Genomic DNA, 23,653 nt, shown 5'->3' on the forward strand with positions numbered 1-23,653 from the left:
AACCCACTCCCCTCAGCCGACCGCTGTCGGCTCCTGATATCCCTTGGCCTGCAACGCGAACAGCCGGGCGTACGCGCCACCGGCCGCGATCAGCGAGGCGTGCGAGCCCTCTTCCGACACCACGCCGTCCTCGATGACGAACACGTGGTCGGCGTCCCTGGTCGCTCCGAGCCGGTGCGAGATCAGCACTCTGGTCGTGTCGGCGGCGTACGACCGCAGCGTCTCGTGCACCTGGTGCTCGGCCTCCGGGTCGAGACCCGAGCTCGGCTCGTCGAGGATGAGCAGGTCCCGTCTGCCGCGGAACAGGCCGCGCGCCAGTGCGAGCCGCTGCCACTGCCCGGTCGACAGCGTGACCCCGACGCCCGACTCGTCGTCGCCGGTCAGCCAGGCGAGTGCGGCCGACTCGGCCGACGCCGAGCCGGCGGTGCTGAACGTCCGGCTCAGCAGCGTGTCGTACCCGGCGGGCAGCCGCGCCAGCGTCTCGTGCACGCCGGCCAGCCGCGCCGCCTCCTCGACCCGGCGACGGTCATCGCGGCACCCGACCTCACCGACCCCGACGTTCTCGGCGGCGGTCAGGTCGTACTCCATGAAGTCCTGGAACACCGCGCCGATCCGCGCCCGCAGGTCGGCGGGCGCCATGTCGCGCAGGTCGACGCCGTCCCACAGCACCGAGCCGCGGGTCGGGTCGTAGAACCGGCACAGCAGCTTCACGATGGTGCTCTTGCCCGCGCCGTTGCGCCCGACGACCGCCACCGCGCCGCCGGCCGGGATGGTCATGTTCACCCCACGCAGCACCCACGGATGCGCTGGCGAGTAGCGGAACCACACGTCACGGAGCTCTATGTCGCCGCGTAGCTGGGGTACCTCGACCGGTGACGTCGCGACCGGCAGGTCGGAGTCCGACCGCAGCAGGGCGAGGTAGTGCTCGAACATCACCAGCGACCTGCTGGCCATCGCGTACGCGCCGACCAGCATCGACAGCGACGTCTGCACCCCGGCGACGGCCGCGACGAACATCGACACGTCACCGACGGAGAGCTGGCCACGGCTCGCCGCCACGATCGCCGCCACGAGACCCCCGCCGGCCACCACCGAGGACAGCAGCGCCAACCCGCCCTGCACCCGCAGCTCGTGCCGGTCGACCCGGCGTTCCGCCGCGTTCGCCCTCACACGTTCAGCCAGCATCCGCTGCCGGAAGAACCCGCCGATGCCGAACAGCCGCACCTCCTTGGCTGCGCGGACGTCGGTGAGCAGCCGGGCGTAGAACAGCTCGCGCCGGATCGACGGGCTCATCTCGAGGAACACCGCCGCGCGCCGGCGAGCGAGTGCGCGCTCGGCCAGCACCGCCGGCACCCCCGCCGCCAGCACCACCGCGGTGATGAGCGGGTCGAGCAGGGCGAGCGAGCCGACGAACCCCGCGATCGTCACCAGCGCCCGGCCGACTCCGACGAACCCGTTGACGACGTTGCTCGGCGCGGACCGCCCGGACTCCTGCGCCACCCGCAGCGTGTCCTGGAAGTGGGGGTCCTCGAACCGGCTGAGCCCGACGAACCGCTCGGTCGCGCCGTAGAGCCGGTCCTCGCTCAACAGCGTGACCCTCCGGTCCGCCTCGACCCGCACGTGCTCGATCACCTGCGGCAGGACACCCGCGACGACCCCCACCACCGCGAGGATGCCGACCAGCAACAGCAGCGGATGCAGCGGCGTGCCGCGCAGGACGGCGTCGAGGATGAGCTTGACCAGCCACGCGGAGGCAACCGGGACGACCGCGCCGAGCACGTTCAGGGGCACGTACACGGCGAACAGCCCCGGCGCGGCGCGCCACGCCAGGCCGACCGCCGCGGCCACACCTGTGAACCGCGAGCTCACTTGACGACCGCCGCCATCGGACCGAGCAGCTGGCTGATCTCGTACGACGTCGCGGCCACCGTCCCGTCCCCCTTCAGGACGAAGATGACCGGCATCGCGGTCACCTTGAACGCCGCGGCCAGCGGCCCGTTCATGTGCTCGACCACGACCTGCGCGACCGGCTCGAGCCGAGCGGCCATCGGCTTCGCCTCGACCTCTTCGCCCATCACCACCGCGATGACCTGCCGCCTGCCTTCCGGCAGCACACCGACGTGCTCGACGAAGCTCGGCAGGTTGGCGACACACGGTTTGCAGTGCGGCGACATGAACGCCACCACAGTGCCGTCGGCCAGGTCGTCCAGCGCCACCACGTCTCCGTCGGTCGTCGTCGCGGTGAACGGGTCCGGCCGTGAACCCTGCACGAGCGAGCTCGCCAGGTTGTCCAGAGCGCCGTAGTCGGGGGCCTTCTCCAGGCGAGTCTCGTGGTCGCGAAGCCGCCTGAGCACGCCCAGCGTGAGCACGAGGTCGAACAGGCAGAGAAAGCACAGCACCATCACGGAAACGACCAGCACCGCCACCGCGGAACCTCCTGTCCTCGGGTAGTGGGACCAGCGCCCCGGCGGGCGGACCGCCGGGGACGCCGGGTCAGATCAGCAGGACACGCACTTGGTGGTGCAGACGTACGAGGTCGGGCTGACCCAGCAACAGCGGAACGACCATGCCCCCGTGCACTGGTCACACCAGCACCCCGGTGGCGGCGCGGCCTCCGCGGTCGCCTTCGGCACCACTCGTGCCAGCACCCGGTCACCGAGCTTCTCGATCAGACGAACCATGTGACACATCCCTTCTGGTGGAACGGGAACCAGGGCGCGCTTCCTGGTCACGCCGTGGCCGCCGACCACCTTCCAGGCCACCGTTCACAGTTCGATGACATCTCGATGACCTCGGGGCTAGGCTCGCGTCGGGGGGGTCACGTTGTCCGAAGGGTGGAGTTTCCGGCTGCTCGGCGAACTGGCCGCGATCAACGGGACGACGCCAGTACCGCTGGGCAGCGGCCGGCTGCGGGTGGTGCTCGCGACGCTGTTGTTGCGCGCCGGGCAGACCGTCTCGCGGGACGAGCTCATCGACCGGTTGTGGGGAGACGCGCCGCCGGCCCGTGCCCGGTCCACCGTGCCGACGCACGTCATGCGCCTGCGGCAGGCACTGGGTGACCCGGACCTGATCACGACCCGGCCGAGCGGCTACCGGATCGACATCGCACCCGACCAGCTCGACCTGATCCGGTTCCGTGCCATGGTCGATCGTGCGGGGCGGCTCGACCCGGCCGCCGCGCTGGCGGAACTGCGGCAGGCGTTGGCGTTGTGGCGTGGCTCGGCGCTGGCCGACGTGCCGTCGGAGTCGTTGCGGCGCGACGAGACGCCCCGGCTCGACGAGGAGCGGTGGCGGGCGCTGGAGCGGCGCACCGAGCTCGAGCTGGAACTCGGCGGCCACGGCGACCTGATCAGCGAGCTCACCGCGCTGACCGCGCAGCACCCGTACCGCGAGCGGTTCTGGCACCAGCTGATACGGGCGTTGTCCGGAGCAGGGCGGCAGGCCGACGCCCTGGCGGCCTACCAGGAGATCCGCACGCGCCTCGACGAGGACCTCGGTGTCCGGCCAGGGCCCGCGCTGCGCCGGCTGCACGCCACGATCCTCACCAGCGAGGACCACGCCCTTCCCGTGCGCCGGTCCGTGCCGGTGGCCTCCCCGGTGCCACGGCAGCTTCCCGCCGACGCGGCGTCCTTCACCGGGCGGGACACCGATCTCGCCGAGCTGGACAAGATCACGGCCAACCGGGGCGCGGTGGTGGCGGTGATCCACGGCACCGCGGGTGTCGGCAAGACAGCGTTGGCCGTGCACTGGTCCCACCAGGCAGCCGAGCGGTTCCCGGACGGTCAGCTCCACGTCGACCTCCACGGCTTCGATCCCCGGCACGCGCCGACCGATCCCGGCACGGTCCTCGCGCGGTTGCTGCGCTCTCTGGACGTCGAGGCGGGGCGCATTCCGGTCGACAACGAGGAGAAAGCCGCGCTCTACCGGTCGGTGACCGCGGACCGGCGACTGCTCGTGCTGCTGGACAACGCGGCGGACGAGGAGCAGGTCCGGCCGCTGTTGCCCGGGACGCCCTCGTGTCTGGCGTTGGTGACCAGCCGCAACCAGCTCACCGGTCTCGTCGCCGTCGACGGCGCGCACAGCCTGCGCCTCGACGTGCTCGACCGGCCGGAGGCCTTGCTGCTGCTGGCGAACGTCCTCGGCCACGAGCGGGTCGCGGTGCAGGCGCGGGCGGCGGACGAGCTCGTCGGCCTGTGCGGGCGGCTTCCGCTCGCGCTGCGGCTGGCGGCGGGGAAGCTGCGGGTAAGCGCAGGCCAGAGCATCGCGTCGGTCGTCGCGGACCTGCGCGACGCCGGTCCGATCACGGCGCTCGAGGTGGCGGGTGACTCGCGCGCCGCCGTCCGGCCCGCCCTCGCCGTGTCCTACAACGCGTTGCGGCCCGACGAACGCCGCCTCTTCCGACACCTCGGCCTCCTCCCCGGCAGGGACTTCACGCCGGCCGCCGTGGCGGCGCTTCTCGACGCGCGCCAAGAGGACGTGGTCCGGCCGCTCGACGGCATCGGCCGGTCGAACCTCGTGGAGTCGCACGAGCCCGGCCGGTACCGGCTGCACGACCTCGTCCTGCTCTACGCCCGCGAGGTGTCCGAAACAGACAGACGGGAACCGTTGCGGCGCCTGTACGACTGGTACGTGGCGATGACCGAGGCTGCCGCTCGGCTGCTCTACCCGCACGTGCCGATGCTGTCCGGCCCGGCGGCCCTGGAGGTGTTCGCGGAGGCCGCGAGCGCGTGGACCTGGCTGGAGAACGAGCTGTCCAACCTCGGCGCGATCATCGAAAGTGCGCCCGCGCACGGCATGCCGGCGGTGGCGTGGCGGCTGGCGGACGCGACCCGCGGGTTCTTCCTCGCCCGCACCTACCACAACGACATGTGGTGGGCGTTCGCGCGAGCCGGCCTCTCCGGCGCAACCGCGGCGGGCGACCGCCAAGCCCAGGCCGCGATGCACATCAACCTCGCCACGGCGTCCTGGAGTGCCGGCGACAACCAGGGATTCCTCGACCACAGCGAGGAAGCGGCCACGCTCGCCCGCGACATCGGCTGGCGCCCCGGCGAGGCCAAGGCCCTGGGCAACGCGAGCCACGCGCTCCTCGGCCTCGGCCGCCGGGCCGAAGCACTCGCGTACGGCGAGCGCTCCGTTCAGATGTGGCGTGCCGAAGGGGCACCGGAGGGGATGGTCCACGCGTTGCGGATCCTGGCCCACATGCACAGCGAGTCGGGCGACCTCCGCGCGGCGGAGCGCAACTTCGGTGAGGCGCTCGACCTCGCCAGGCGGAACGGCTCGGTCTTCGGCGAGCTGGACGCGCTCGCCGGCCTCGCTTGGGCGGCCTGGCTGCACGGTGACCTCCACAACGCGGCGAAGCTGTACAGCCGGACGTTCGCGATGGCGCAGAAGCTGGGCTCGCGCTTCCGCGAGGCGCAGGGCCTCGGCAAGCTGGCCGAAATCGCGTCCGCCGAGGGCCGCCTGGCGCGGGCGGAGGACCTCGGGCAGCAGGCACTGGCACTCGTGCGCACCGCGGGCCGCACCCAGAACGAGGTCGACATCCTCAACGCGGTCGGCCGGATCGCCGTCCGCGCAGGACAGCCGAGCGCGGCAGTCACGCACCACCGGCAGGCCACCGGCCTGGCCGACGGCCCGAAGCCGTACCACTACGGCCTCACCGACGCACTGGTCGGCCTTGCCGACGCGCACCTGGCACTGGCCGAACACGACGAGGCCGCACAAGCGGCGAAGCGCGCGTACCACCGGGCGCGGGAGCTCGGCTACCGGATCCTGCAGGGCAAGGCGGCGATCATCCTCGCCGAGACCGAACTGGCGCGGGACAACCACACACAGGCCGCGGCGCACGCGGGTGAGGCACTCGAACTCCACAATGCGACCGGCCACCGTCCAGGCATCGAGCGCGCCGCGACGACGGCACGCACCATCGCAACCCGGCTGAGCGATGCCCGCACGCACTGACCGTCAGGACTCGGGCGGTACGGCCGGGTGCTCGTCGGCGGCCCGGCGGCGGTCAGGCGCCAGCTCCAGGCCGTGCTCGACGAGACCGGGACGCCCGAGCTGATGATCACGTCGCCGATCCACGACCACGCGGACCGTCGGCAGCTACGAACTTCTCGCGGGCATCGCGCACGAACTCGTGTCAGCGCCTGCGCCCTGATCTTTTGTTCTGGGCGCGTGCGGGCGGCCTCAACGCGGCGAGGCGTCGCACCTTGACTGACAGTTCGTCCGAAGTGGACGCTTTGAGCGCGGCGGTGACGTCGTCGAGCGCGTCCCAGTAGTGCCACTTGTCCTTCCACACGAGCGGGATCGACGCGACGCGCGCGACGCACATGTGGACGGCCAGTCTGATCCGGATGATCGCGTGCTCACCGTCGAACGCGGGCTCCTCCCACAGAACGCCCGCCGACTTCAGGTCCGCGAGCAGCGCGGCGTGCGCCTGCCGCGCGGCTACGAACTCCTTTCCCTTGTCGGGTTTGGCTTTCAGGTGATCGGAGCTCATCTGCAGCGACGCCGCGACCAACGCGATCACCGCCGTCTTGACGACCTCCTTGACCACGGACTCGCTCACGGCGAACGCGCCGGCGGCCGCTGCCGCGAGCGTGATCACCCCGAGCAGGACGAACTTCGACACGAACGCCAGGATCCGGTCCAGCAGCGTGTGGTCGTGGGTGAGCTCGGCCTGCCGCAACTGACCGCGCAACCACTGGAGCTGCTGGAGCGCCTCCCGGCGTTCCGCGGGATCGACGTCGCCGTGCCGGGCCAACGAGTCCAGCACCGTCTCGACGCGATCCGGTGGCAGGCCGAGGAACCCGGCGACCTCGCCCAGCGGCATCGCGGCGACCGCCGAGATCGTCACCAGGTGCGGCACCGCGTCGCGCACGCGTTGCCGCGCTCTCGCGTCGGCGGGCTGGGCCAGGTAGACCTCCGCGCCGTTCAGCAGCACGTCGAGGTCGTGGACGACGTCGACCAACGCCCGGTCCGCCAGCCGGAAGTCGCCGGCCGCACGGGCCGCGGCTCGGCCTTCCTCGTGGTAGAGCAGGAGTTCCAGCACCGGCGGCACCGTGGCGGACTTCTCGACGCGCCGCTCTGGCTGTGCGGCAACGGTTTCGTTGCCCTTGCCGGGCGCGGGCATCTGCTCGGCGGCGAGACGGGCCTCGGCGACGAGTTCGTCCGCCTTCTGCTTCCTGCGGAACGAACCGTCGTCGCGGAGGAAGGGGGTGGAGTAGCTCATCACACTCCTTTCGCCGGCGTGGCCGAGCCTACCGATCAGCGGGCCTGTTCGGGGGCAAATGGCCGAACGGGCCGCGATCCCCCGACGAGATCGCGGCCCGGTTCACCTTGTACCGCCCGGAAAGTCATCGCTGCAGCTCAAGCTGCACATCGGTACTCGTTGATCACCCCGCCGAGGATCCGCGTGCGGACGGGGCGACAGCCAGAGCCGTCAAGATCGTGCACCGTTCCGGTCTGTTCGTGAACGTCTGGCGGTAGCTGGTCGGGCCTGGTGAGGCCGGTGCTCGTTGTAGTGAGTCTGGTAGGCCGCAAGCACTTGACGCGCATGACCTTCTCCCATGATGAGGACGTGGTCGAGACCTCACGGCGGATGCTGCCGATGATCCGTTCGCAATGCGCGCTCCGAAGTCCGCCGCGATGATCCCCTCGGCCTGCGCGGTCAGAAACGCCCGCCACGTCGGGCCGCATCGCCGCGGCGCCGGATCGATGCCCGCGCGGTTCAGGATCTCTCAGACCGTCGAGGCCCCCAGGCGATGACCAAGCCGAACCAGCTCACCATGGATCCGCCGATGACCCCACCGCGGATTCTCTCCAGCAAGTCGGAGCACGAGCGCCTTGATCGATGCTGCGGTTGAGGGACGGCCGGCGCGCGGTGTGATCCCACTTCCGGGCGATGAACCCGCGGTGCCAGCCGAACAACGTGCCAGGGTAACCGAGAAGACCTCCTGCCGGCGCGAGCGATGCACCAATCTCGACAGCACCGCGAACCAGAACCGGTCCGCAGGCTCGTAACAAACCGGCCCAGTCAACTGCCTACGAAGCACAACATTCTCGTGCCGCAGAACGAGAAGCTCCGCACAGCACCTGGCACAACAGCGAACCGATCACCCAGGCATGCTCGCGGCCAGTACAACCTCACCGCTCAGAGAAGCGATGACTTTTCGGGCGGTACAAGATGCGGCGGTCGCCGACCACCGCCTGATCGCTCGCCGCCGAACAAGTCCGCCGCGAACCGTTGTCCCCCGGCCTCCGACCCGCTATCGTCACGCCCAGAATGATAGATCTCTCTTATTTAAGAGGTGAGCTTCCACTATGTACATCGCTGCGGCGACGGACAGCGTGTCCCTCGCTCCGGACTGGCTCCGCCCGGCGGCCGCGGAGACACACCGCCTCGGGGAGGTGCCGGCCGCCAACGTCGGGGACGCGCTCGGGCGGATGACAGTGCTGGACGGCGGCATCAGACGGTTCGCCGGCCGGTCACCGCTGGTCGGCACCGCCCTGACGGTGGACGTTCGCTCGGGCGACAACCTCGCCGTCCACCGGGCGCTCGACGAGGCGCGGCCCGGCGACGTCCTCGTCGTCAACGGCCACGGCGACATCACGCGCGCGCTCGTCGGCGACCTCATCGGCGAGATCATGGTGAACACCGGGGTGACCGGTGCCGTGGTCGACGGCGCGGTCCGCGACGTCGAGGCGCTGGCCGGCATGGGGCTCGCCGTGTACGCGCGGGCGGTCACCCCGGCCGGTCCGTTCAAGGACGGACCCGGCGCGATCGGTGTCCCGGTGGCGGTCGGCGGCGTGGTGGTGGCGCCGGGTGACGTGGTCGTCGGCGACTCCGACGGCGTGGTCGTCGTCCCGCGGCACCGGCTGCGCGAGGCCGTCGACGCACTGGACGGGATCGGCGAGAAGGAAGAGGCGCTGCGGCAGCGCATCCTCGCCGCGCGTCCCGGTCGCCCGGCGGTGGCCCGATGACCGCCGTCCGGGTCTACGACCTGCGCCGCTTCTCCCGGCGCCCGGCCCTCGGCCAGGCCTCCCCCGGCGCGGTGTCCCTGGCGATGGGCGAACCGGACTTCCCGACTCCGACGCCGGTCGTCGAGGCCGCGGCGGCCGCACTGCGGGCGGGAGACACCCACTACGCGGACCAGAGAGGTCTGCCGGAGCTGCGTGCCGCGCTCGCGTCCCGGTTGCCGGAACACCCCGGCCGGACGTGGAGCGCGGACGACGTCGTCGTCACCCACGGCGCCACCGGCGCGCTGGCGGCGGTCGTGCTCGCGATGGTCGGGCCCGGCGACCGCGTCGTCATCCCGGAACCCGCCTACTCGCTCTACGCCGACCTGGTCGTCCTCGCGGGCGGCACCGTGGACTTCGTCCCGCTCGGCCCCGACCTGCACTGGGACCTCGGCGCACTGGCCGCCGCGCTGCCCGGTGCCGCCATAATGATCTTCTCGAACCCGTCCAACCCGACCGGCGTCGTGCACGGCCCGCAGGAGCTGGAGGCGCTCGGCGAGCTGCTCCGCGGCTCCGGCACGCTGGTCGTCAGCGACGAGGCCTATCACCGGCTGGTCTACCCCGGTCACGAGTGGACGTCGGCGCTGGCCGTCGAGTCGCTGCGGGACCGGACGGTCCAGGTCCAGACGTTCTCCAAGACGTACGCGATGACGGGCTGGCGGGTCGGCCACCTGGCCGGGCAGCGTGCGGTCGTGGACGCGGCGGCGCACGTGCACCGCACCCTCAACGGGTCGGTGAACACCGCCGTCCAGCGTGCCGCACTCGCCGCCCTCGCCCTGCCGGACGGCGTCGTGGACGCGATGGTCGAGACGTACCGGCGGCGCCGCGACCTCGTGGTCGAGCGCCTCACGGGAGTGCCCGGCCTGCACCTCGTTCCCCCGGAGGGCGCGTTCTACGGCTTCCTCCGCTACACCGCCGACCGCCCGTCCGAGGAGGTCGCCCGCGCGCTCGCCGCACGGAAGGTGCTGGTCCGCGCCGGATCGGAGTACGGGCCGTCCGGCGAGGGGCACATCCGGATCTCGTTCGCGGCCTCCGAGGACGACCTGCGGACCGGGCTGAACCGCATCGTCGGTCACCTCGCGCCCGAGCGGCCGGGCCCGCCATGATCGGGGGCGATAGGCTTCGCGTGCACTTCTACGAGGGCAGGAGGCCCGTGTCCGATCGGCAGGCCGCCCCGCGAGGCGGGCGCAAGCTGCGCAGCGACACCCTGCGCAACCGTCGGCGGCTCTTCGAGGCCGTCCGCGAGCTCGCGAGGGAAGCACCCGACGAGCTCACGATGCAAGCCGTCGCGTCGCGCGCCGAGATCGGTCCCGCCACCGCCTACAGGTACTACTCCTCGCTGGACGAGGTGCTCGCGGCGTACGTGCTCAGCGTCGTCGAGGAGTTGAACGAGTTCACCACCGAGTCGACCGCGCAGGGCAGGCCGCTCTTCGACGCCACCGTGGACAAGTGGCTGGACCTGCTGGTCGAGCACGGTCCCGCCCTGGTGCAGCTGCGGTCCCGCCGGGGCTACCTGGAGCGGCTGCACAACGGCAACGAGATCATCGAGACCATGCGGAAAGCCTGGTCGGAGCCCGTGCTGGCGTTGCTCGGCGACCTGGAGCTGCCGACGAAGATGCTCGAGCACGCCCTGTTCCTCAACAACATGATCTACGACCCGCGCGAGGTCCTGGACCTCATGAACGAGACGAGCCTGTCCCGCCGGGAGATCGTCACCCGGCTGACCGAGGCGTTCTGCGGCGCGCTGCGCGGCTGGGCCCGCGTCGGCTGACCGTCCCCGCGGGGCCCCACGTCACCACCTGATCCGTTTCCCGACTTGAGTCCCGCGCGCTCACCAATTGATAGAACCATCTCAATCAATACACTAGTTACCATCCGTGAACGAAGGAGCCGTCATGTCCGGTGCGACCACACGAGCGAGTGACCTCGCCCTCCGGACGCTCATCGCGCGCACTCCCGAGCAGAGCGCACGCCACCAGGACGTCCGCGTGGCCCACGCATGAGCGACGCGAGCGCCGAAGTCGCGCAGCGCATGGCGGAGGCGGCCGGCACGTGGCTCGACTCCCTCGACCCCGGCCAGCGCGAGGTGGCGGTCGGGCCGGCACCGGGCGCCGACGGCGAGACCGAGGCCGAACGGACTCGGTGGTTCTACACGCCGACCGACCACGGCGGCTTGACCTTCCACGAGCAACGCCCGGCCCAGCACCGGATGGTGATGCGGCTGGTCGCGAGTGGACTGTCCGAGGCCGGTTACACCACCGTCGCCACCGTGCTGGGCCTGGAGAACGTCCTCGACCGCGTCGAGGGCTTCTCGGTGGACTGGGGCCGGGAGCGCACCCGCGACCCCGGCCTCTACCACCTGCGGGTCTTCGGCGAGCCCGGCGGGCCGCGGCCGTGGGGGTGGAGGTTCGGCGGCCACCACGTCTCGCTCAACACCCTCGTGGTGGACCGGCGGGTCGTCGCGACCACGCCGTGCTTCCTCGGCGCCGACCCGGCCGCGTCGCCGTTGCTGGGCGGCACGGCACTGCGCCCGCTGGGAGCGGCCGAGGACCTGGCCGGTGAGCTGGTCCGGTCCCTGCACCCCGACCTCACCGCCCGCGCGGTGTTGCTGCCCACCGCTCCGAACGACGTCGTGGCGGGCAACAGCTCCCGGGTCGGGGACCGCGTGCTGCGGCGGCGCGAGCTGTGGCGTCGCGGCGGGCACGTGCCCGACCGCGCAGACCACCCGGTCACCGGCCTGAACGACGCCGACCAGCGGGCGCTGGCCCTCACGCGGGAGCCTCAGGGCGTGCCGGGCAGCGAGCTCGACACCGGGCAGCGGGAGCTGCTGCGGGCGTTGCTGGGCACCTACCTCGGCCGCGTCCCGGACGGCGTCTCCCCGCTGTCGCGCTACGACGACCCGGCGGCGCTGAACGCCGTGCACCTCGCCTGGGCCGGTTCCACCGCGGCGGGCGAACCGCACTACTACCGCCTGCGCGGTCCGAGGCTGCTCGTCGAGTGGACCAACGTCCACCGCGGCGCCAACCACGCGCACGCCGTGTGGCGGGACCCGGAGGCCGACTTCGGCGGCGACGTCCTGGCCGCCCACCACGCCACCCACCACCCCTGAACGGAGTACGACGTCCATGGCCGGTCCACACCAGACCGACACCGTCCCGCACACCACGCGTCCCACGCTCCGCGGGTCGTTCGGCATGTGCGCCTCGACGCACTGGCTCGCCTCCGCGACGGCCCAGTCCGTGCTGGAACGCGGCGGCAACGCCTTCGACGCGGCCACGGCGGGCGCCTTCGTGCTGCACGTGGCCGAACCGCACCTCAACGGGCCGGGCGGTGACCTCGTCGCCGTGCTCGCCACCGCGGGCGACCCGTCCCCCGTCGTGCTGGCGGGCCAGGGCCACGCACCGCGCGGGGCGACGATCGAGCACTTCCTGGCCGAGGGCCTGGACCACGTGCCCGGCGCGGGCGCGCTGGCCGCCGCGGTTCCGGGCGCCGTCGACTCGTGGCTGTGGCTGCTCGCCGAGCACGGCACCTGGGACCTGCCCGAGGTGCTGGCCTACGCGATCCACTACGCCAAGCACGGCGTTCCGGTCGTGCCCCAGCTGGCAAGGGTCCTGGCGACCGTCGAGAACCTCTTCCGCACGCACTGGCCGACCTCATACGCGCTGTGGATGCCGGAAGGCCGGGTGCCCCGTGCGCACGAGACCGTCGTGAACACCACCTACGCCCGGACCCTGCGCCGGTTGTGCGCCGCGGGCACCGGCGGGTCGAGAGCGGCGCGCATCCGTTCCACGCGCAGGGCCTGGCGCACCGGCTTCGTGGCGAACGCCGTGGCCGAGTTCGCCGCTCTCCCCCACCGGCACTCCAGCGGCACCGACCACGCCGGAGTGATCACCGCCGCCGACTTCGCCGACTTCGTGCCGTCGCTCGAACCCGCCGTCACCGCGGAGTTCCGCGGCACCACGGTCGCGAAGGCGGGCCTGTGGTCGCAGGGACCCGTGCTGCTGCAGGCTTTGAGCCTGCTCGACCACTTCGACGACGAGCAGATCGATCCGTCGACGGCACAGGGCGTCCACACGATCACCGAGGCCGTGAAGCTGGCCATGGCGGACCGCGAGGCGTTCTACGGACACCTCGACCCGGCGCGGGCGCAATCCGTTGTGCGGCAACTGCTCCACCCTGACTACAGCGAGGAACGGGCCGGTCTGATCGGCTCGGTCGCGTCGACCGCGTTCCGGTCAGGCGACATCGGCGTCCCGCCGTACACACCGCCGCTCGTCACCGCGCAGGACGCCGTGCCCGCGGACGGGATCGGGGAACCGACCGTGCAGCAGACCGGCGAGACCCGCGGCGACACGTGCCACATCGACGTCGTCGACCGGTGGGGCAACATGATCTCCGCGACGCCGTCGGGAGGCTGGCTGCAGTCGTCGCCCGCGGTGCCGGACCTCGGTTTCGCGCTGGGCACACGGCTCCAGATGACCTGGCTCGACCCCGCCGCCCCCTCGCGCCTGGAGCCGGGACGGCGGCCCCGCACGACGCTGAGCCCGACGCTGCTGCTGCACGACGGGCACCCGGTGGCCGCGCTCGGCACGCCGGGTGGCGACCAGCAGGACCAGTGGCAACTGCTCTACCTGGTGCGCACGCTCGCGTTCGGCCTCGGCCCGCAGGAGGCGATCGACGCGCCCGCCTTTCACACCAAGGCGTTCCCGAGTTCGTTCTGGCCACGGACCTGGAGTCCCGACAGCCTCGTGGTCGAGGAGCGTGCCGGTGCCGCCGTCGTCGACGGCCTGCGGGAACGCGGGCACGACGTGGCGGTGTCCGGGCCATGGAGCCAGGGCCGGCTGTCGGTGGTCACCCGCGATCCGGACACCGGCGCCCTCGGAGCGGCGGCGAACCCCCGTGGCGCCCAGGGTTACGCGGCGGGCCGATGACCGCCCGCGTCACGCCGGTGCACCTGGTGCTGGCCCTCACCTTCTCCACCGGTGTCGTCGACGCCGTCGGGTACCTGCGCCTGGACCAGGTCTTCGCCGGCAACATGACGGGCAACGTGGTCATCCTCGGGATGGCGGCCGTGGGAGGCACCGGGCTGCCGGTGCTCGGTCCGGCCCTGGCGCTCGTGTTCTTCCTCGCCGGCGCGGCCGCGGGCGGACGGGTGCTGCGGACCGCCGCGCCGGGCTGGGGCCACCGCTGCACGGCACTGCTGGCCGGCGTCGGCATCGTGCTGGCCGCCACCGCGCTCGGCCTGGCCCTCGTCGGGACGAGCGCCTCCGCGGTGATGGCGTCCTCTCTCGCGCTGGCCATGGGCACGCAGGCGGCGATGGCCCGCCACTTGGGCGTCAAGGACGTCACCACCGTGGTCGTCACCTCCACACTCACCGGACTCGCTGCGGACTCCCGGCTGGGAGCGGCGCGCGGCCAGGGCGCGGGCCGGCGCGTGGCCGTCGTCGTGCTCCTCGTGCTCGGTGCCGCCTCGGGCGCGGCCCTGTGCCTCGTGCACGAAAGTCTCGCGGTCGCCGCGGCGGCGGCGGTCGTGCTCGCCGTCACCGGGTTCGGCCACGTGTCCGCCTCCACCAGATCGTCCTCGTCCCCGACGAGAAGTCCCGTCACCGCACAACGACCAGGAGGACGCCCATGACCACCACCCCGGTCCCCCCAGCCACGATGAGGAAGTCGGCCCTCTGGGCGCTCGGCCTGCTGGCGCTCGCCACCGGCGCGCTGGAGTCGGTGGTGTCGCCGACCTTGCCGCTGTTGCAACGCGAACTGGACATGAGTCCCGCGCAGGGAGCGCTGCTCAGCATCGCGCTGCTGATCACCGGCGCGCTCGTCACCCCGATCGCGGGCAAGCTCGGCGACCGCTACGGCGGCAAACGCGTGTTGATCCGGCTGATGGCGGTGGTCTGCGTCGGCGGCCTGGTGTCGGCGCTGGCACCCAACCTGCCCGTGCTGCTGCTCGGCCAGGTGCTGCAGGGCGCGATGGTCGGGGCGCTGCCGCTGTCGTTCATCCTGGTGCGCAAGCACCTTCCCACTGACAGGTCCAAAGTGGCCATCGGCGTCGTCAGCGGCCTGTTCGTGGGCGGCGGGATGGCGGGAATGTTGTCCGCGGGGCCTGTGGCCGAGCAGCTGTCCCGGCACTGGATGTTCGCGCTGCCCACGTTCGCCGTCATCGCGGCGACCGCGCTGCTCGGCAAGCTGATGCCGGGCGACGAGCCGGGTCACCCCCGCGAGGGCGGGATCGACTGGGCGGGCCTCGCGCTGCTGAGCCTGACGCTCGTCACGCTCATGCTCGTCCTCGCGCTGGCACCGGAGATGGCGTCGCAGCCGCTGGTCCTGGTCGGACTGCTCGTCCTGCTGGCCGCGTTCGCGACGGGGTGGGTCGCCGTCGAGCGCCGGGCGGCCTCTCCGATGGTCGAACTGGGCATGCTGGCCCAGCCCGCGGTGTGGAGGTCGTGCCTGCTGACGTTCGTGATCTGCGTCGGCACCTCCGGGGCGCTCTACCTCGTGCCGCAGCTGTTCGCCGCCTCCGGTGACGGGTACGGGTTCGGCGCCGGCGCCACCCAGATCGGCTTCTACCTGCTGCCCGGCGCGGTGGCCGCGACCCTGGCCGGACCGCTCGGCGGGCTCGCGACGCGGCGCTTCGGCTCGCGTGCCGTCGTGGCCTCCGGCGCCGTGTTCCTGACCGTCGGGCTGCTCGCCATGGCCGCCGTGCACACCGAGGTCTGGCACCTGGTCGTCGGCAAGGCGTTCGTCGGGCTCGCCAACGGCCTGTGCATCACCGCGATGCTGACCAGCACCGCCACGTCCGTCGACGAGGGCGACACCGGCATCGCCACCGGCCTGGTCCTGGTGACGCGCGTGGTCGGCTTCGCCGTCGGCATCCAGGCCTGCGGCGCGATCCTCACCGCGGGCACCCCTCCCGGCTCGGACGTCCCCGCCGAGTCCGCCTTCGTCACCGGCTTCGTGCTCGCCGGAGCCGTCACCGCACTGTCCCTCCTCGTCGTCCGCGCCACTGGAAGAGGAACCCGCTCATGACCCGCACCATCCTGATCTCCGGCGCCAGCGTCGCAGGCCCGGTCCTCGCGTACTGGCTCCACCGCGCCGGTGACGCGGTCACCGTGGTGGAGAAGGCGAGCGCCCCGCGCAGCGGCGGCTACCCCATCGACGTCCGCGGCACCGCCCTCGGCGTCCTCGGCAGGATGGGGCTCCTGCCCCGGCTGCGGGAGGCCCACATCGACCTGCGCCGCATCACCTTCCTGCAGGGCGACGGCAGCCGGGTCGCCGCGCTGCACCCCCACGCCATCAGCGGCGGCGTCGAGGGGCGGGACCTCGAGGTGCGGCGCGGTGACCTGACCGAGGCGCTGCACGAGGCCGTCCGCGACGACGTGGAGTTCCTGTTCGACGACTCGATCGCGACCCTCGACCAGCACGACCACGGCGTGGACGTCACCTTCCACAGCGGCGCCGCACGGACGTTCGACGTCGTCGTGGCCGCGGACGGCACGCACTCCCGCACCCGCGGGCTGGTGTTCGGCCCCGAGGAGCAGTTCCACCGGTACCTGGGCTACTGCTTCGGCATCTTCACCATGCGCAACACCTTCGGCCTCTCCCACGAGACCGTCATGTGGAACGCGCCAGGCAAGGCGGCCGCGCTCTACGCCACCGGGGACGCCGACGAGGTGCACGCGTTCCTCAACTTCGCCCTGCCGCAGCCGCCGTTCGACGCGTTCGGCGACCTCGCGGCCCAGCGGGACCTGGTCAGCTCGGTCTTCGCGGACGCGGGCTGGGAGATCCCCGGAATGCTCACCGCCCTCCGCAGCGCCGAGGACCTGTTCTTCGACGCGGTCAGCCAGATCCGCATGCCGCACTGGTCGTCCGGCAGGGTCGCGGTGGTCGGCGACGCGGCGTACGCGCCGTCGTTCCTCACCGGCCAGGGCACGAGCCTCGCGCTCGTCGGCGCGCACATGCTCGCCGGCAGCCTCGCCGGGCAGGACCACGCCGAGGGTTTCCGGCGCTACGAGCACAGCACCCGCGAGTTCGTGACCCTCAACCAGGACCTGGTCGGCAAGGGCGGCGCCACGCTCTTCCCCACCACCGCGCAAGACCTCGAGCGGCGCAACGAGAGGCTGCGCGGTCTCAGCGCCCTGCCTCCGGCGCAGGGACGCGACGCCCACTCGGCTCTCACGTTGCCGGAGTTCGCCATGACCGGACAACGCCTGCGACACCCGGCAGAATCTTGACCTCAGGCAGGTGGCCGACACGTGGTGACAGTTCCGTCGAGAGGTGTTCGGCTTTCCCGTACATGGTGTGGCACGGGGGCGCCGACACCGGCGCGCTGCTCACCGAGCACGGGCGCGGGCCGGAGCGGATGCTGCGCGGGGTTGTCGCCGAACGCGACCATCGGCCTGTCCACCGGCAGCGGGCTGTGGGCGCTGGCGACGTCGCACGACATGCGGCTGTGGGCACGCACCGAGGAGGAGACCGAACGCTGCCTGGGACGGCTCGGCCTCACCGGCGCCGCAGGCGTGCACCTGTTCGGCCACGGCGCCTTGGCCGCTGCGTTGGGAAGACGACGTCGTGGTGTCCGCGCCGGAGCTCCGCGCGCTGGTGCGGCTATGTCTGGAGCGTGGCGCGCACTTCGCGTGCTCCAGCTACGTGAACAACGAGCTAGCCGCACTCACGCGGCAGGCGGCGGACCGCGGCATCGTCCTGCCGGCCGAGGCAGGCCAAGGGCGGCGGGAGCACGTCACCGAACGGCCGCAGGGCCACTCGGCTTCCTGGCAGAGCACGGCGTGTCGAGCCAATTGTGCCTGTAGACGCTCTCCTGATCACATCAATGAGAAAATGATACTGAGTAATAGGGCTATCTCATATAATTCACTTCCGAGGAGGCGCACGTTGCTTTCCGACACCCACCCCAACGCCGTGTGGCTGGCCGACCTGTACCGGGGCGGAGCGGCGATCTCGGCCGATCCGGGCCTGAGCGAGGACGAGAAGATCCAGCGGCTGCACGAGCACACCGTCGAGGTGATGGAGAAGATGTCCCCGGACATGGTGATCCACACCGGCGGTGTTCGCCTGGCGGCGACCGGCGGAATGGACTTCATGCGAAGGTACATGAAGCGGCGAGCGGGTCTCGCCGACGCCAACGTGGAACCCGTCCAGTTCGACCAAATCCTCGCCGACGACCACTACGGCGTGGTGCACGGCACTTTCCGCACGTCGCGCGGCGACTGGACCTGGACCCGCGTCGGCATGGGGGCGTGGCGTTTCAAGGACGGCCTGGCCGTCGAGCACTGGGAGCTCTCGGACGGTCCGACGTGGGACGAGTTCTTCCTCGCCGGCGATCCGGAGCCGTTCACCGGGTCGGCGCAAGAGTTTTGGACCCGCGGCGTCTAATGTCGGGCCTGTAGCCGACGATACGATAGAACCGTCTCAACTCGTAGCACTGTTCTACTTGTGCCAGCGCAACGATAGGAGCCGGTCAGCGAGCCGTCCGGCCGCCACGTCGTCGGCGACGCCGGCGACCGGCGGCACGATCCACGGGCGGTGATGGCGCCCCGCGGGGTTGCGGGTGCCGAGAAATACAACTATCGACCCCGCCGACAGAGAGTCTGAAGCTCAACTCATGAGGCCTGTCCCAGCCGCCCAGCTGAACAAAGACGAGGTACAGCAGTCGCAGCGCCATGCCCACGATCGTGCACTCAGGACGAAAGAACCCGATCACCGCAGCTCACCGGATGAGTGCGGAGTTCTGGCACCCCACAGGCATACCTGCCATCACCCCGCTCTCACCAGCGACACCCCCGGAACACTCAGCTCCACCCACCATGGAGCGCACAGCGATCCGCAACACCCCGCCATAGACGCTCACGTCGGTGATCACCACGTTCGCCGGACCGGGCAACTTCTCCGCGCACGAACACGAACTTGGCTTCGAACGCACGAGTCGCCAGATGAACAAGCCACCCCGATCACACAGGATCTCGACCTGCCCGATCAACCCACCCGGCCTCATGTGCGGAGACGGGGCTAGCTGCTGAACATGCTGCCCTGATGCGAACCGAGCACCGAGTCGGCGCCGACGCACACGAACGGCCGCCGCAACGGATCACCCGCCACGGCCTCGGCCAAGGCGGCTGCAGCGCCAAGACCGCCCAGCATGCCGCGGTGAAGCTCCTCCATCGCGGCGCGAGCGGCGAGTTCACCAACACTGCTCACCGCCACCACGACGGTGCTGGTACCGACGCTCAGCAGTCCTCCGGCGAACCCGAGGGGTTCGTCATCGGGCCGGATGTCACTCAACGCCAATCCGCACGCGGCAAGCACGACCTGCCGGGGTGGCCGGTCCAGGCGCCCGAAGTCGTGCGCGTGGAGCGGGGCGTCGGCCAGTTCGAGCCGGGAAAACAACGCGTTGTCGGGCTCGTGGCGGCCGTGACATGCGAGGTGCACGAAATCAGACGTTCGCAGGGCATCGCGCACGGTTGCGAGCGAGGCGTCGTCGTTGGCGATCGAGATAGCGCTGGGGTGCAGGCGAGCGAGCCGTTCATCTTCCGCGGCAGCACCCACGCCGGGGCCGACGACCACCAGCGCGGGGCCCAGGCGCACGTCCTGAGCGCTGTTCAGAGCGCGGAACCACGACGTCGCCGACGGTGCGATCACGACGGGACGCCCGCGCAGGCTCGGAAGGCTGCCCCACGGAACTCCGTAGAGCGGCCCGATGGGAACCACCACCAGGCCGCGGTCACCGATGATCCGCAGCAACGGCCGGACCAACTGCGTGTCCAGGCTATCCAACCGGCTTTGGGCGGAGTAGGCGATCACGTTGCCGACCGGCTTCGGGACTTGGTCTGGCGCCATCGCGGCAAGGTCGAAGTGCAACCTGCGGGCCTGCTCGGTCATCTCCGACAACGATCCGAGGGGGACCAGGTGCTCCGAGCAGTCCGCTACCACTAGAGCGGCCAGCGTGTCACCGGTGCCGACAAACGACACGAAGGCCTTGTCCTCCAAAGCATCCGCGAGTTCGTGCACACTGACCAACGCATCTGACCCCACGCAGGTCGTTGACCACCACCCGAGGTGACTGACGCGCTGCAGCGCGATCTCGTGCCGTAACACCGCATCAGCCTCGACCGGGCCGTTCACCCGTTGCTGCTGCACGGTGCGGGTGAGTCGGATGAAGTCGTCGACGGCCTCGGACAACGCGGGATCGGGTGAGGCCGCCGGCTGATGGCGGTGCAGATGCGCGCGGGCGCGTTCGAGCCAGGTCAGCACCTCTTCCGGCTCCTGCCTGTCACCTCGTTTCAACGCGATCCGCACCGCGAGGTCGCCCAGCTCACGGCCGAACACCCTTGCGCCGCGTACGAGATCCGTTGCGCCGTAGCGGTCGAACGCAGCGATCAGACGGTCGAGACCCCACGATGCGCAGTCCAGTGCGTCGTCGAACTCGCCCCGTTCGGCGGCGAGTTCGGCCTTCACCAGCCAGCGGAACACGACATGGTCGAGCGGGGCACCGTCACGCGGGGCGGCGGTGCGTTCGACATAGCGCTGGGCGGCAGCAACGTCCCCGAACGACACTGAAAGCCGGGCTGCCCACAGCAACGCGTGGTCGGACTCCTCTGCAAGGCCCACCCCGCGAAGCTGCGAGGCGAGCTTCTCCGCGAACGCCGGCAGCTTGGCGGTAGGCAGATCAGGCCACGCCCTGGCCAGCGACATCGCGGCACGCAAGGCCGTCAGCTCCGCGACCACGGCCGCCCGCCGGTCGCCGACCCGCCTGAACCGAATCGCAGCCTCCCGCGCCGCCTCGCTCGCGCGCTTGAAGTCTGACTGCTGGAGCGCGCACTGAGCACGCACGTGCTCTACCTGCGCGATAAGGCGATCGTCTGCCGTTCGCGCGCCGTGCAGGAGGTCCAACACGTTGTCGAGATAGACAGATGCCTTGTTCGACATACCTGCGGCGAGCAGCGTATCGACCTGATCCAGCACCAGCGCGTGGCCCGCGGCCGGGGTCAGCAGCCAGGCTCGTTCGAAGTGGGTGAGCGCAGCGGGAAGGTCACCGCTGTGCTGGGCGAGCAGGCCGAGGACTTGTTCGGCAGCCGACCGGATCGGCTCCGCCACGGGGTCCACGGAGGTGAGTATCACCGCGAGGTTCTGCTGCTCGGCACGCAGCCAGCGCCAGGCGGCCTCGCTGTCCGCGAAGCGAGGCGTCTCGATCTCATCGATGTGCCAGCCCGACCGGCGGTTCGGCAGGGCCGCGTCGACCGCACGGCACGCGGCCGTCAAGTAGTAGTGGAACAGCCGAGCCAAAGCCACATCTCGGTCGTCATCGATCTGTTGCAGCAGATCTGCCGCGTACGAGCGCAACAGGTCGTGCGCACGCACGCGCCCGTTGCCGACGGGCTGCACTAAGTGCGCGCGCTCCAGCTCCGTCACGGCCTTGCGCGCGTCAGCGACCGCAGTGCCGGTGAGCGCGGCAACTGCCCGAGCATCGACATCTCGTCCCGGTGTGATCGCGAGGTACCGGAACGCTTTGGCCGCCGCGAGGCTCAGGTGCTGGTACGACCACGAGAACACCGTACGCACCGCGGTCCGCTCGTCGCCGGCCTCCATCAGATCGAGGCGATCGGCGCCAGCGAGTTCTGCCATCAGCGCGGCCAGGCTCTCGTGCGGCCGGGCGTTGACCATCTCTGCGGTGATCCGCAGGGCCAGCGGGAGGTACGTGCTCCACTCGCACAGCCTCTGCGCCGCCTCGGGGTCGGACCGAGCCCGCTCCCCCACCAGCGATGTGAACAGCCCAAGCGCCTCGTCCGGTTCGAGCAGCCCGAGGTGCACGCGGCTCGCTCCGTCGCGGATCACCAGCCCACCGAGCGAGTCTCTGCTGGTGACCACGACGAACGTCGAGCCCGCCCCCGGCAGCAGCGGCCTCACCTGCTCGACACTGCGCGCATTGTCGAGCACGATCAGCATGCGTCGTTCGGCCACCAGCGTGCGAAACAACCGGCTGCGATCGGACAGATTCGTGGGCACGGGCTCGGCCGACCCGACCAGGCTGCGCAGCAACTCGCCCAGCGCGTCCTCGGGGCTGACCGGCTGATTCGGGTCATATCCCCGCAGGTCGATGTAGAGGTCGCCGTCCGGGTACGCGCCTCGGATCCTGTGCGCCCAGTGCACAGCGAGAGCGGTCTTGCCAACCCCCGCCGTGCCGGAGACCGCAGAGATCACCACCGCGCCGGAAGCATCCTCGCGCAACCGGTCCAGCTCGGCGAGCTCCTCATCGCGGCCAGCGAAGTCCGCGACGTCAAGCGGAAGTTCCCGTGGCACGCGGGCGACCGGCGACGCCTGCTGCCCGACGTTGAGCACCAGGTTGCCCGCCACGTCGCGGGCCTGCACCACGTTGCCCGCCACGTCGCGGGCCTGCACCACGTTGCCGGAGACGGTGTCGACAACCTTCGCGGACTCCACACGCGAGCCTTGACCGTCGTCCACCGCACCACACTAGCGACGGCCGCACACGTCTATTCGGTCGTGCAGGTAGCGCCGGCCAGTGTGAACGAAAGTGGCCTTGAATTGGCACCCTTCACCACACCGTTGAAGCGATCGGTGGGCTGGGTGCTCGCTGTAGTGCCGTCACAGGTTGCCGCGGTGCCGTTGAGGTTGATGTCGGCCACGCCCAGAGCCGAGAAGTACTTCAAGGGCGTGCCGGTGAAGCCAATGAACTTCTCCAGCCTTATCTACTTGCCGTGCCACCAGCAGGTGATTCTGCAACCCAGACATGCGGTCGCCGTACCAAAGTGGGCTCTACAAGTTTGCCCAATCGGCGGTCGCCGAACGGGCTGGGCAGGGTGTCTCAGAGCGGATCGGCGAGCAGCGTCACGAATCCGTCGAGGTTGTCGTCCATCATGAGGTGTGCGGCGTTAGACACGACACGCACGTCGCTGCCGGTCGCGCGCAGAGCGTCGAGGTTCTCGGCGCTCAGCTCACCTGAGATGTAGCGCTTCGGCATGGATGCCGCGGTCAGCTGAGCGCGAAAGGTCATTGGCCGTTCGGCCAGCAACGACACCGCGGTGCGGTGCAGGCCGCGTGGGGACCATCGACGCAACGTCCGCGTGCCTGTCGTCATGTCGTCCGCGTCGATGATGCTGTGCATCCCGCTTGCGACGAAATCGTCTTCGTCGAAGCTCGCGATCTGCGCTGACAGGGTGCCGACGCCGGGATCGAGATTCGGCTCGGCCACGATCAGCTCACCGACGAGGTCGGGGCGCTGTGCCGCCAGGCTGATGGCGATCGATCCGCCGAGTGAGTGTCCGACCAGCGTGGTCCTGTGGAGGCCGAGTGCCTCGATGACCGTTGCGACAACGGCTGCGTGCTCGTCGATCGTGTACGAGAAGTCGTCGTCGTGGTCGCTCCATCCGCTACCCAGCAGGTCGACCAGCACGTGCCGGCCGCGACCCGCCAGGACGGGGTGGCCGATGACCGGCGCGAACGAGACGGTGCTCGCCAGCCCGAGGCCACCGAGATAGACCCTCGCGCGTCCGTCTGTCGCACCGACGTCGAGGTAGGCGACTTGCGCGCCGGATGCGGTGACGGGCAGGAGTTTCATGACCGTCATCATACGAACCCTAGCTATTCAGCTATTGCAGAA

General features: G+C 70.8%; 18 protein-coding genes. 10 read left to right on the plus strand and 8 right to left on the minus strand.

Translation table 11 applies throughout. The features are described 5' to 3' along the window. Positions 1-12: 12 nt before the first annotated feature. The 3 genes from IE307_RS18975 to IE307_RS18985 form a co-directional block, all read right to left on the minus strand. On the minus strand, positions 13-1,869 hold the full coding sequence (locus tag IE307_RS18975; protein WP_191299293.1) for an ABC transporter ATP-binding protein: 1,857 nt from the start codon (positions 1,867-1,869) through the stop codon (positions 13-15). Next, positions 1,866-2,426 carry a peroxiredoxin family protein gene (locus tag IE307_RS18980; protein ID WP_191299294.1) on the minus strand — a complete coding sequence of 187 codons (561 nt, stop codon included), beginning with the start codon at positions 2,424-2,426 and terminating at the stop codon, positions 1,866-1,868. Before IE307_RS18980 ends, IE307_RS18975 begins: the two co-directional genes overlap by 4 nt. 72 nt (positions 2,427-2,498) lie before the next feature. After that, a complete protein-coding gene (locus IE307_RS18985; RefSeq protein ID WP_191299295.1) occupies positions 2,499-2,681 on the minus strand; it encodes a hypothetical protein in 183 nt (60 codons plus the stop codon). 142 nt (positions 2,682-2,823) lie between these two features. Between IE307_RS18985 and IE307_RS18990 the strand changes: the two genes are divergently transcribed. Continuing rightward, the gene (locus IE307_RS18990; RefSeq protein ID WP_191299296.1) at positions 2,824-5,958 is read left to right on the plus strand and encodes an AfsR/SARP family transcriptional regulator; all 3,135 of its coding nucleotides are present in this window, start codon (positions 2,824-2,826) and stop codon (positions 5,956-5,958) included. A gap of 181 nt (positions 5,959-6,139) precedes the next feature. Here IE307_RS18990 and IE307_RS18995 read toward each other — a convergent pair whose 3' ends face one another. After that, the gene (locus IE307_RS18995; RefSeq protein WP_191299297.1) at positions 6,140-7,231 is read right to left on the minus strand and encodes a hypothetical protein; all 1,092 of its coding nucleotides are present in this window, start codon (positions 7,229-7,231) and stop codon (positions 6,140-6,142) included. A 210-nt stretch (positions 7,232-7,441) separates the two neighbouring features. Further along, complete coding sequence (locus tag IE307_RS47745; RefSeq protein ID WP_505744278.1) at positions 7,442-7,570, minus strand: hypothetical protein; 129 nt, start codon at positions 7,568-7,570, stop codon at positions 7,442-7,444. Between the two features lie 752 nt (positions 7,571-8,322). On the opposite strand from IE307_RS47745, the gene IE307_RS19000 reads away from it, so the two are divergent. The 9 genes from IE307_RS19000 (at position 8,323) to IE307_RS19040 (ending at position 18,411) form a co-directional block, all read left to right on the plus strand. Beyond that, positions 8,323-8,982, plus strand: a complete 660-nt coding sequence (locus IE307_RS19000; RefSeq protein ID WP_191299298.1) for an RraA family protein — start codon at positions 8,323-8,325, stop codon at positions 8,980-8,982. Beyond that, positions 8,979-10,124, plus strand: a complete 1,146-nt coding sequence (locus IE307_RS19005; protein ID WP_191299299.1) for a pyridoxal phosphate-dependent aminotransferase — start codon at positions 8,979-8,981, stop codon at positions 10,122-10,124. Before IE307_RS19000 ends, IE307_RS19005 begins: the two co-directional genes overlap by 4 nt. A 47-nt stretch (positions 10,125-10,171) precedes the next feature. Beyond that, positions 10,172-10,789, plus strand: a complete 618-nt coding sequence (locus IE307_RS19010) for a TetR/AcrR family transcriptional regulator (protein WP_191299300.1) — start codon at positions 10,172-10,174, stop codon at positions 10,787-10,789. 228 nt (positions 10,790-11,017) lie between these two features. After that, complete coding sequence (locus tag IE307_RS19015) at positions 11,018-12,127, plus strand: DUF3500 domain-containing protein (protein WP_191299301.1); 1,110 nt, start codon at positions 11,018-11,020, stop codon at positions 12,125-12,127. Between the two features lie 16 nt (positions 12,128-12,143). Next, complete coding sequence (locus tag IE307_RS19020) at positions 12,144-13,949, plus strand: gamma-glutamyltransferase family protein (RefSeq protein ID WP_191299302.1); 1,806 nt, start codon at positions 12,144-12,146, stop codon at positions 13,947-13,949. Then, a complete protein-coding gene (locus IE307_RS19025; RefSeq protein ID WP_191299303.1) occupies positions 13,946-14,653 on the plus strand; it encodes a YoaK family protein in 708 nt (235 codons plus the stop codon). The genes IE307_RS19020 and IE307_RS19025 overlap by 4 nt, the downstream gene beginning before the upstream one ends. Further along, complete coding sequence (locus IE307_RS19030; protein WP_191299304.1) at positions 14,650-16,047, plus strand: MFS transporter; 1,398 nt, start codon at positions 14,650-14,652, stop codon at positions 16,045-16,047. The genes IE307_RS19025 and IE307_RS19030 overlap by 4 nt, the downstream gene beginning before the upstream one ends. Further along, positions 16,044-17,252, plus strand: a complete 1,209-nt coding sequence (locus IE307_RS19035; RefSeq protein WP_191299305.1) for an FAD-dependent monooxygenase — start codon at positions 16,044-16,046, stop codon at positions 17,250-17,252. Before IE307_RS19030 ends, IE307_RS19035 begins: the two co-directional genes overlap by 4 nt. Positions 17,253-17,910: 658 nt before the next feature. Beyond that, on the plus strand, positions 17,911-18,411 hold the full coding sequence (locus tag IE307_RS19040; protein WP_191299306.1) for a hypothetical protein: 501 nt from the start codon (positions 17,911-17,913) through the stop codon (positions 18,409-18,411). A gap of 633 nt (positions 18,412-19,044) precedes the next feature. On the opposite strand, the gene IE307_RS19045 is transcribed toward IE307_RS19040, so the two are convergent. From IE307_RS19045 to IE307_RS19055, 3 genes are all read right to left on the minus strand, one after another. Next, on the minus strand, positions 19,045-22,497 hold the full coding sequence (locus tag IE307_RS19045) for a CHAT domain-containing protein (RefSeq protein ID WP_191299307.1): 3,453 nt from the start codon (positions 22,495-22,497) through the stop codon (positions 19,045-19,047). Positions 22,498-22,526: 29 nt separating this feature from the next. Further along, a complete protein-coding gene (locus tag IE307_RS19050; RefSeq protein WP_191299308.1) occupies positions 22,527-22,679 on the minus strand; it encodes a hypothetical protein in 153 nt (50 codons plus the stop codon). Positions 22,680-22,858: 179 nt separating this feature from the next. Further along, positions 22,859-23,611 carry an alpha/beta fold hydrolase gene (locus IE307_RS19055; RefSeq protein ID WP_191299309.1) on the minus strand — a complete coding sequence of 251 codons (753 nt, stop codon included), beginning with the start codon at positions 23,609-23,611 and terminating at the stop codon, positions 22,859-22,861. Positions 23,612-23,653 lie beyond the last annotated feature (42 nt).

The sequence above is a fragment of the Lentzea cavernae genome (assembly GCF_014653695.1).
In the GTDB taxonomy this organism is placed as follows: domain Bacteria; phylum Actinomycetota; class Actinomycetes; order Mycobacteriales; family Pseudonocardiaceae; genus Lentzea; species Lentzea cavernae.

Coding starts and splice junctions, on each gene's coding strand:
- IE307_RS19055 (WP_191299309.1), bottom strand. CDS start 23,611: ATGAAACTCCTGCCCGTCACCGCATCCGGCGCGCAAGTCGCCTACCTC.
- IE307_RS19035 (WP_191299305.1), top strand. CDS start 16,044: ATGACCCGCACCATCCTGATCTCCGGCGCCAGCGTCGCAGGCCCGGTC.
- IE307_RS19000 (WP_191299298.1), top strand. CDS start 8,323: ATGTACATCGCTGCGGCGACGGACAGCGTGTCCCTCGCTCCGGACTGG.
- IE307_RS47745 (WP_505744278.1), bottom strand. CDS start 7,570: ATGGGAGAAGGTCATGCGCGTCAAGTGCTTGCGGCCTACCAGACTCAC.
- IE307_RS18995 (WP_191299297.1), bottom strand. CDS start 7,231: ATGAGCTACTCCACCCCCTTCCTCCGCGACGACGGTTCGTTCCGCAGG.
- IE307_RS19005 (WP_191299299.1), top strand. CDS start 8,979: ATGACCGCCGTCCGGGTCTACGACCTGCGCCGCTTCTCCCGGCGCCCG.
- IE307_RS19015 (WP_191299301.1), top strand. CDS start 11,018: ATGAGCGACGCGAGCGCCGAAGTCGCGCAGCGCATGGCGGAGGCGGCC.
- IE307_RS19030 (WP_191299304.1), top strand. CDS start 14,650: ATGACCACCACCCCGGTCCCCCCAGCCACGATGAGGAAGTCGGCCCTC.
- IE307_RS18985 (WP_191299295.1), bottom strand. CDS start 2,681: ATGGTTCGTCTGATCGAGAAGCTCGGTGACCGGGTGCTGGCACGAGTG.
- IE307_RS19025 (WP_191299303.1), top strand. CDS start 13,946: ATGACCGCCCGCGTCACGCCGGTGCACCTGGTGCTGGCCCTCACCTTC.
- IE307_RS19020 (WP_191299302.1), top strand. CDS start 12,144: ATGGCCGGTCCACACCAGACCGACACCGTCCCGCACACCACGCGTCCC.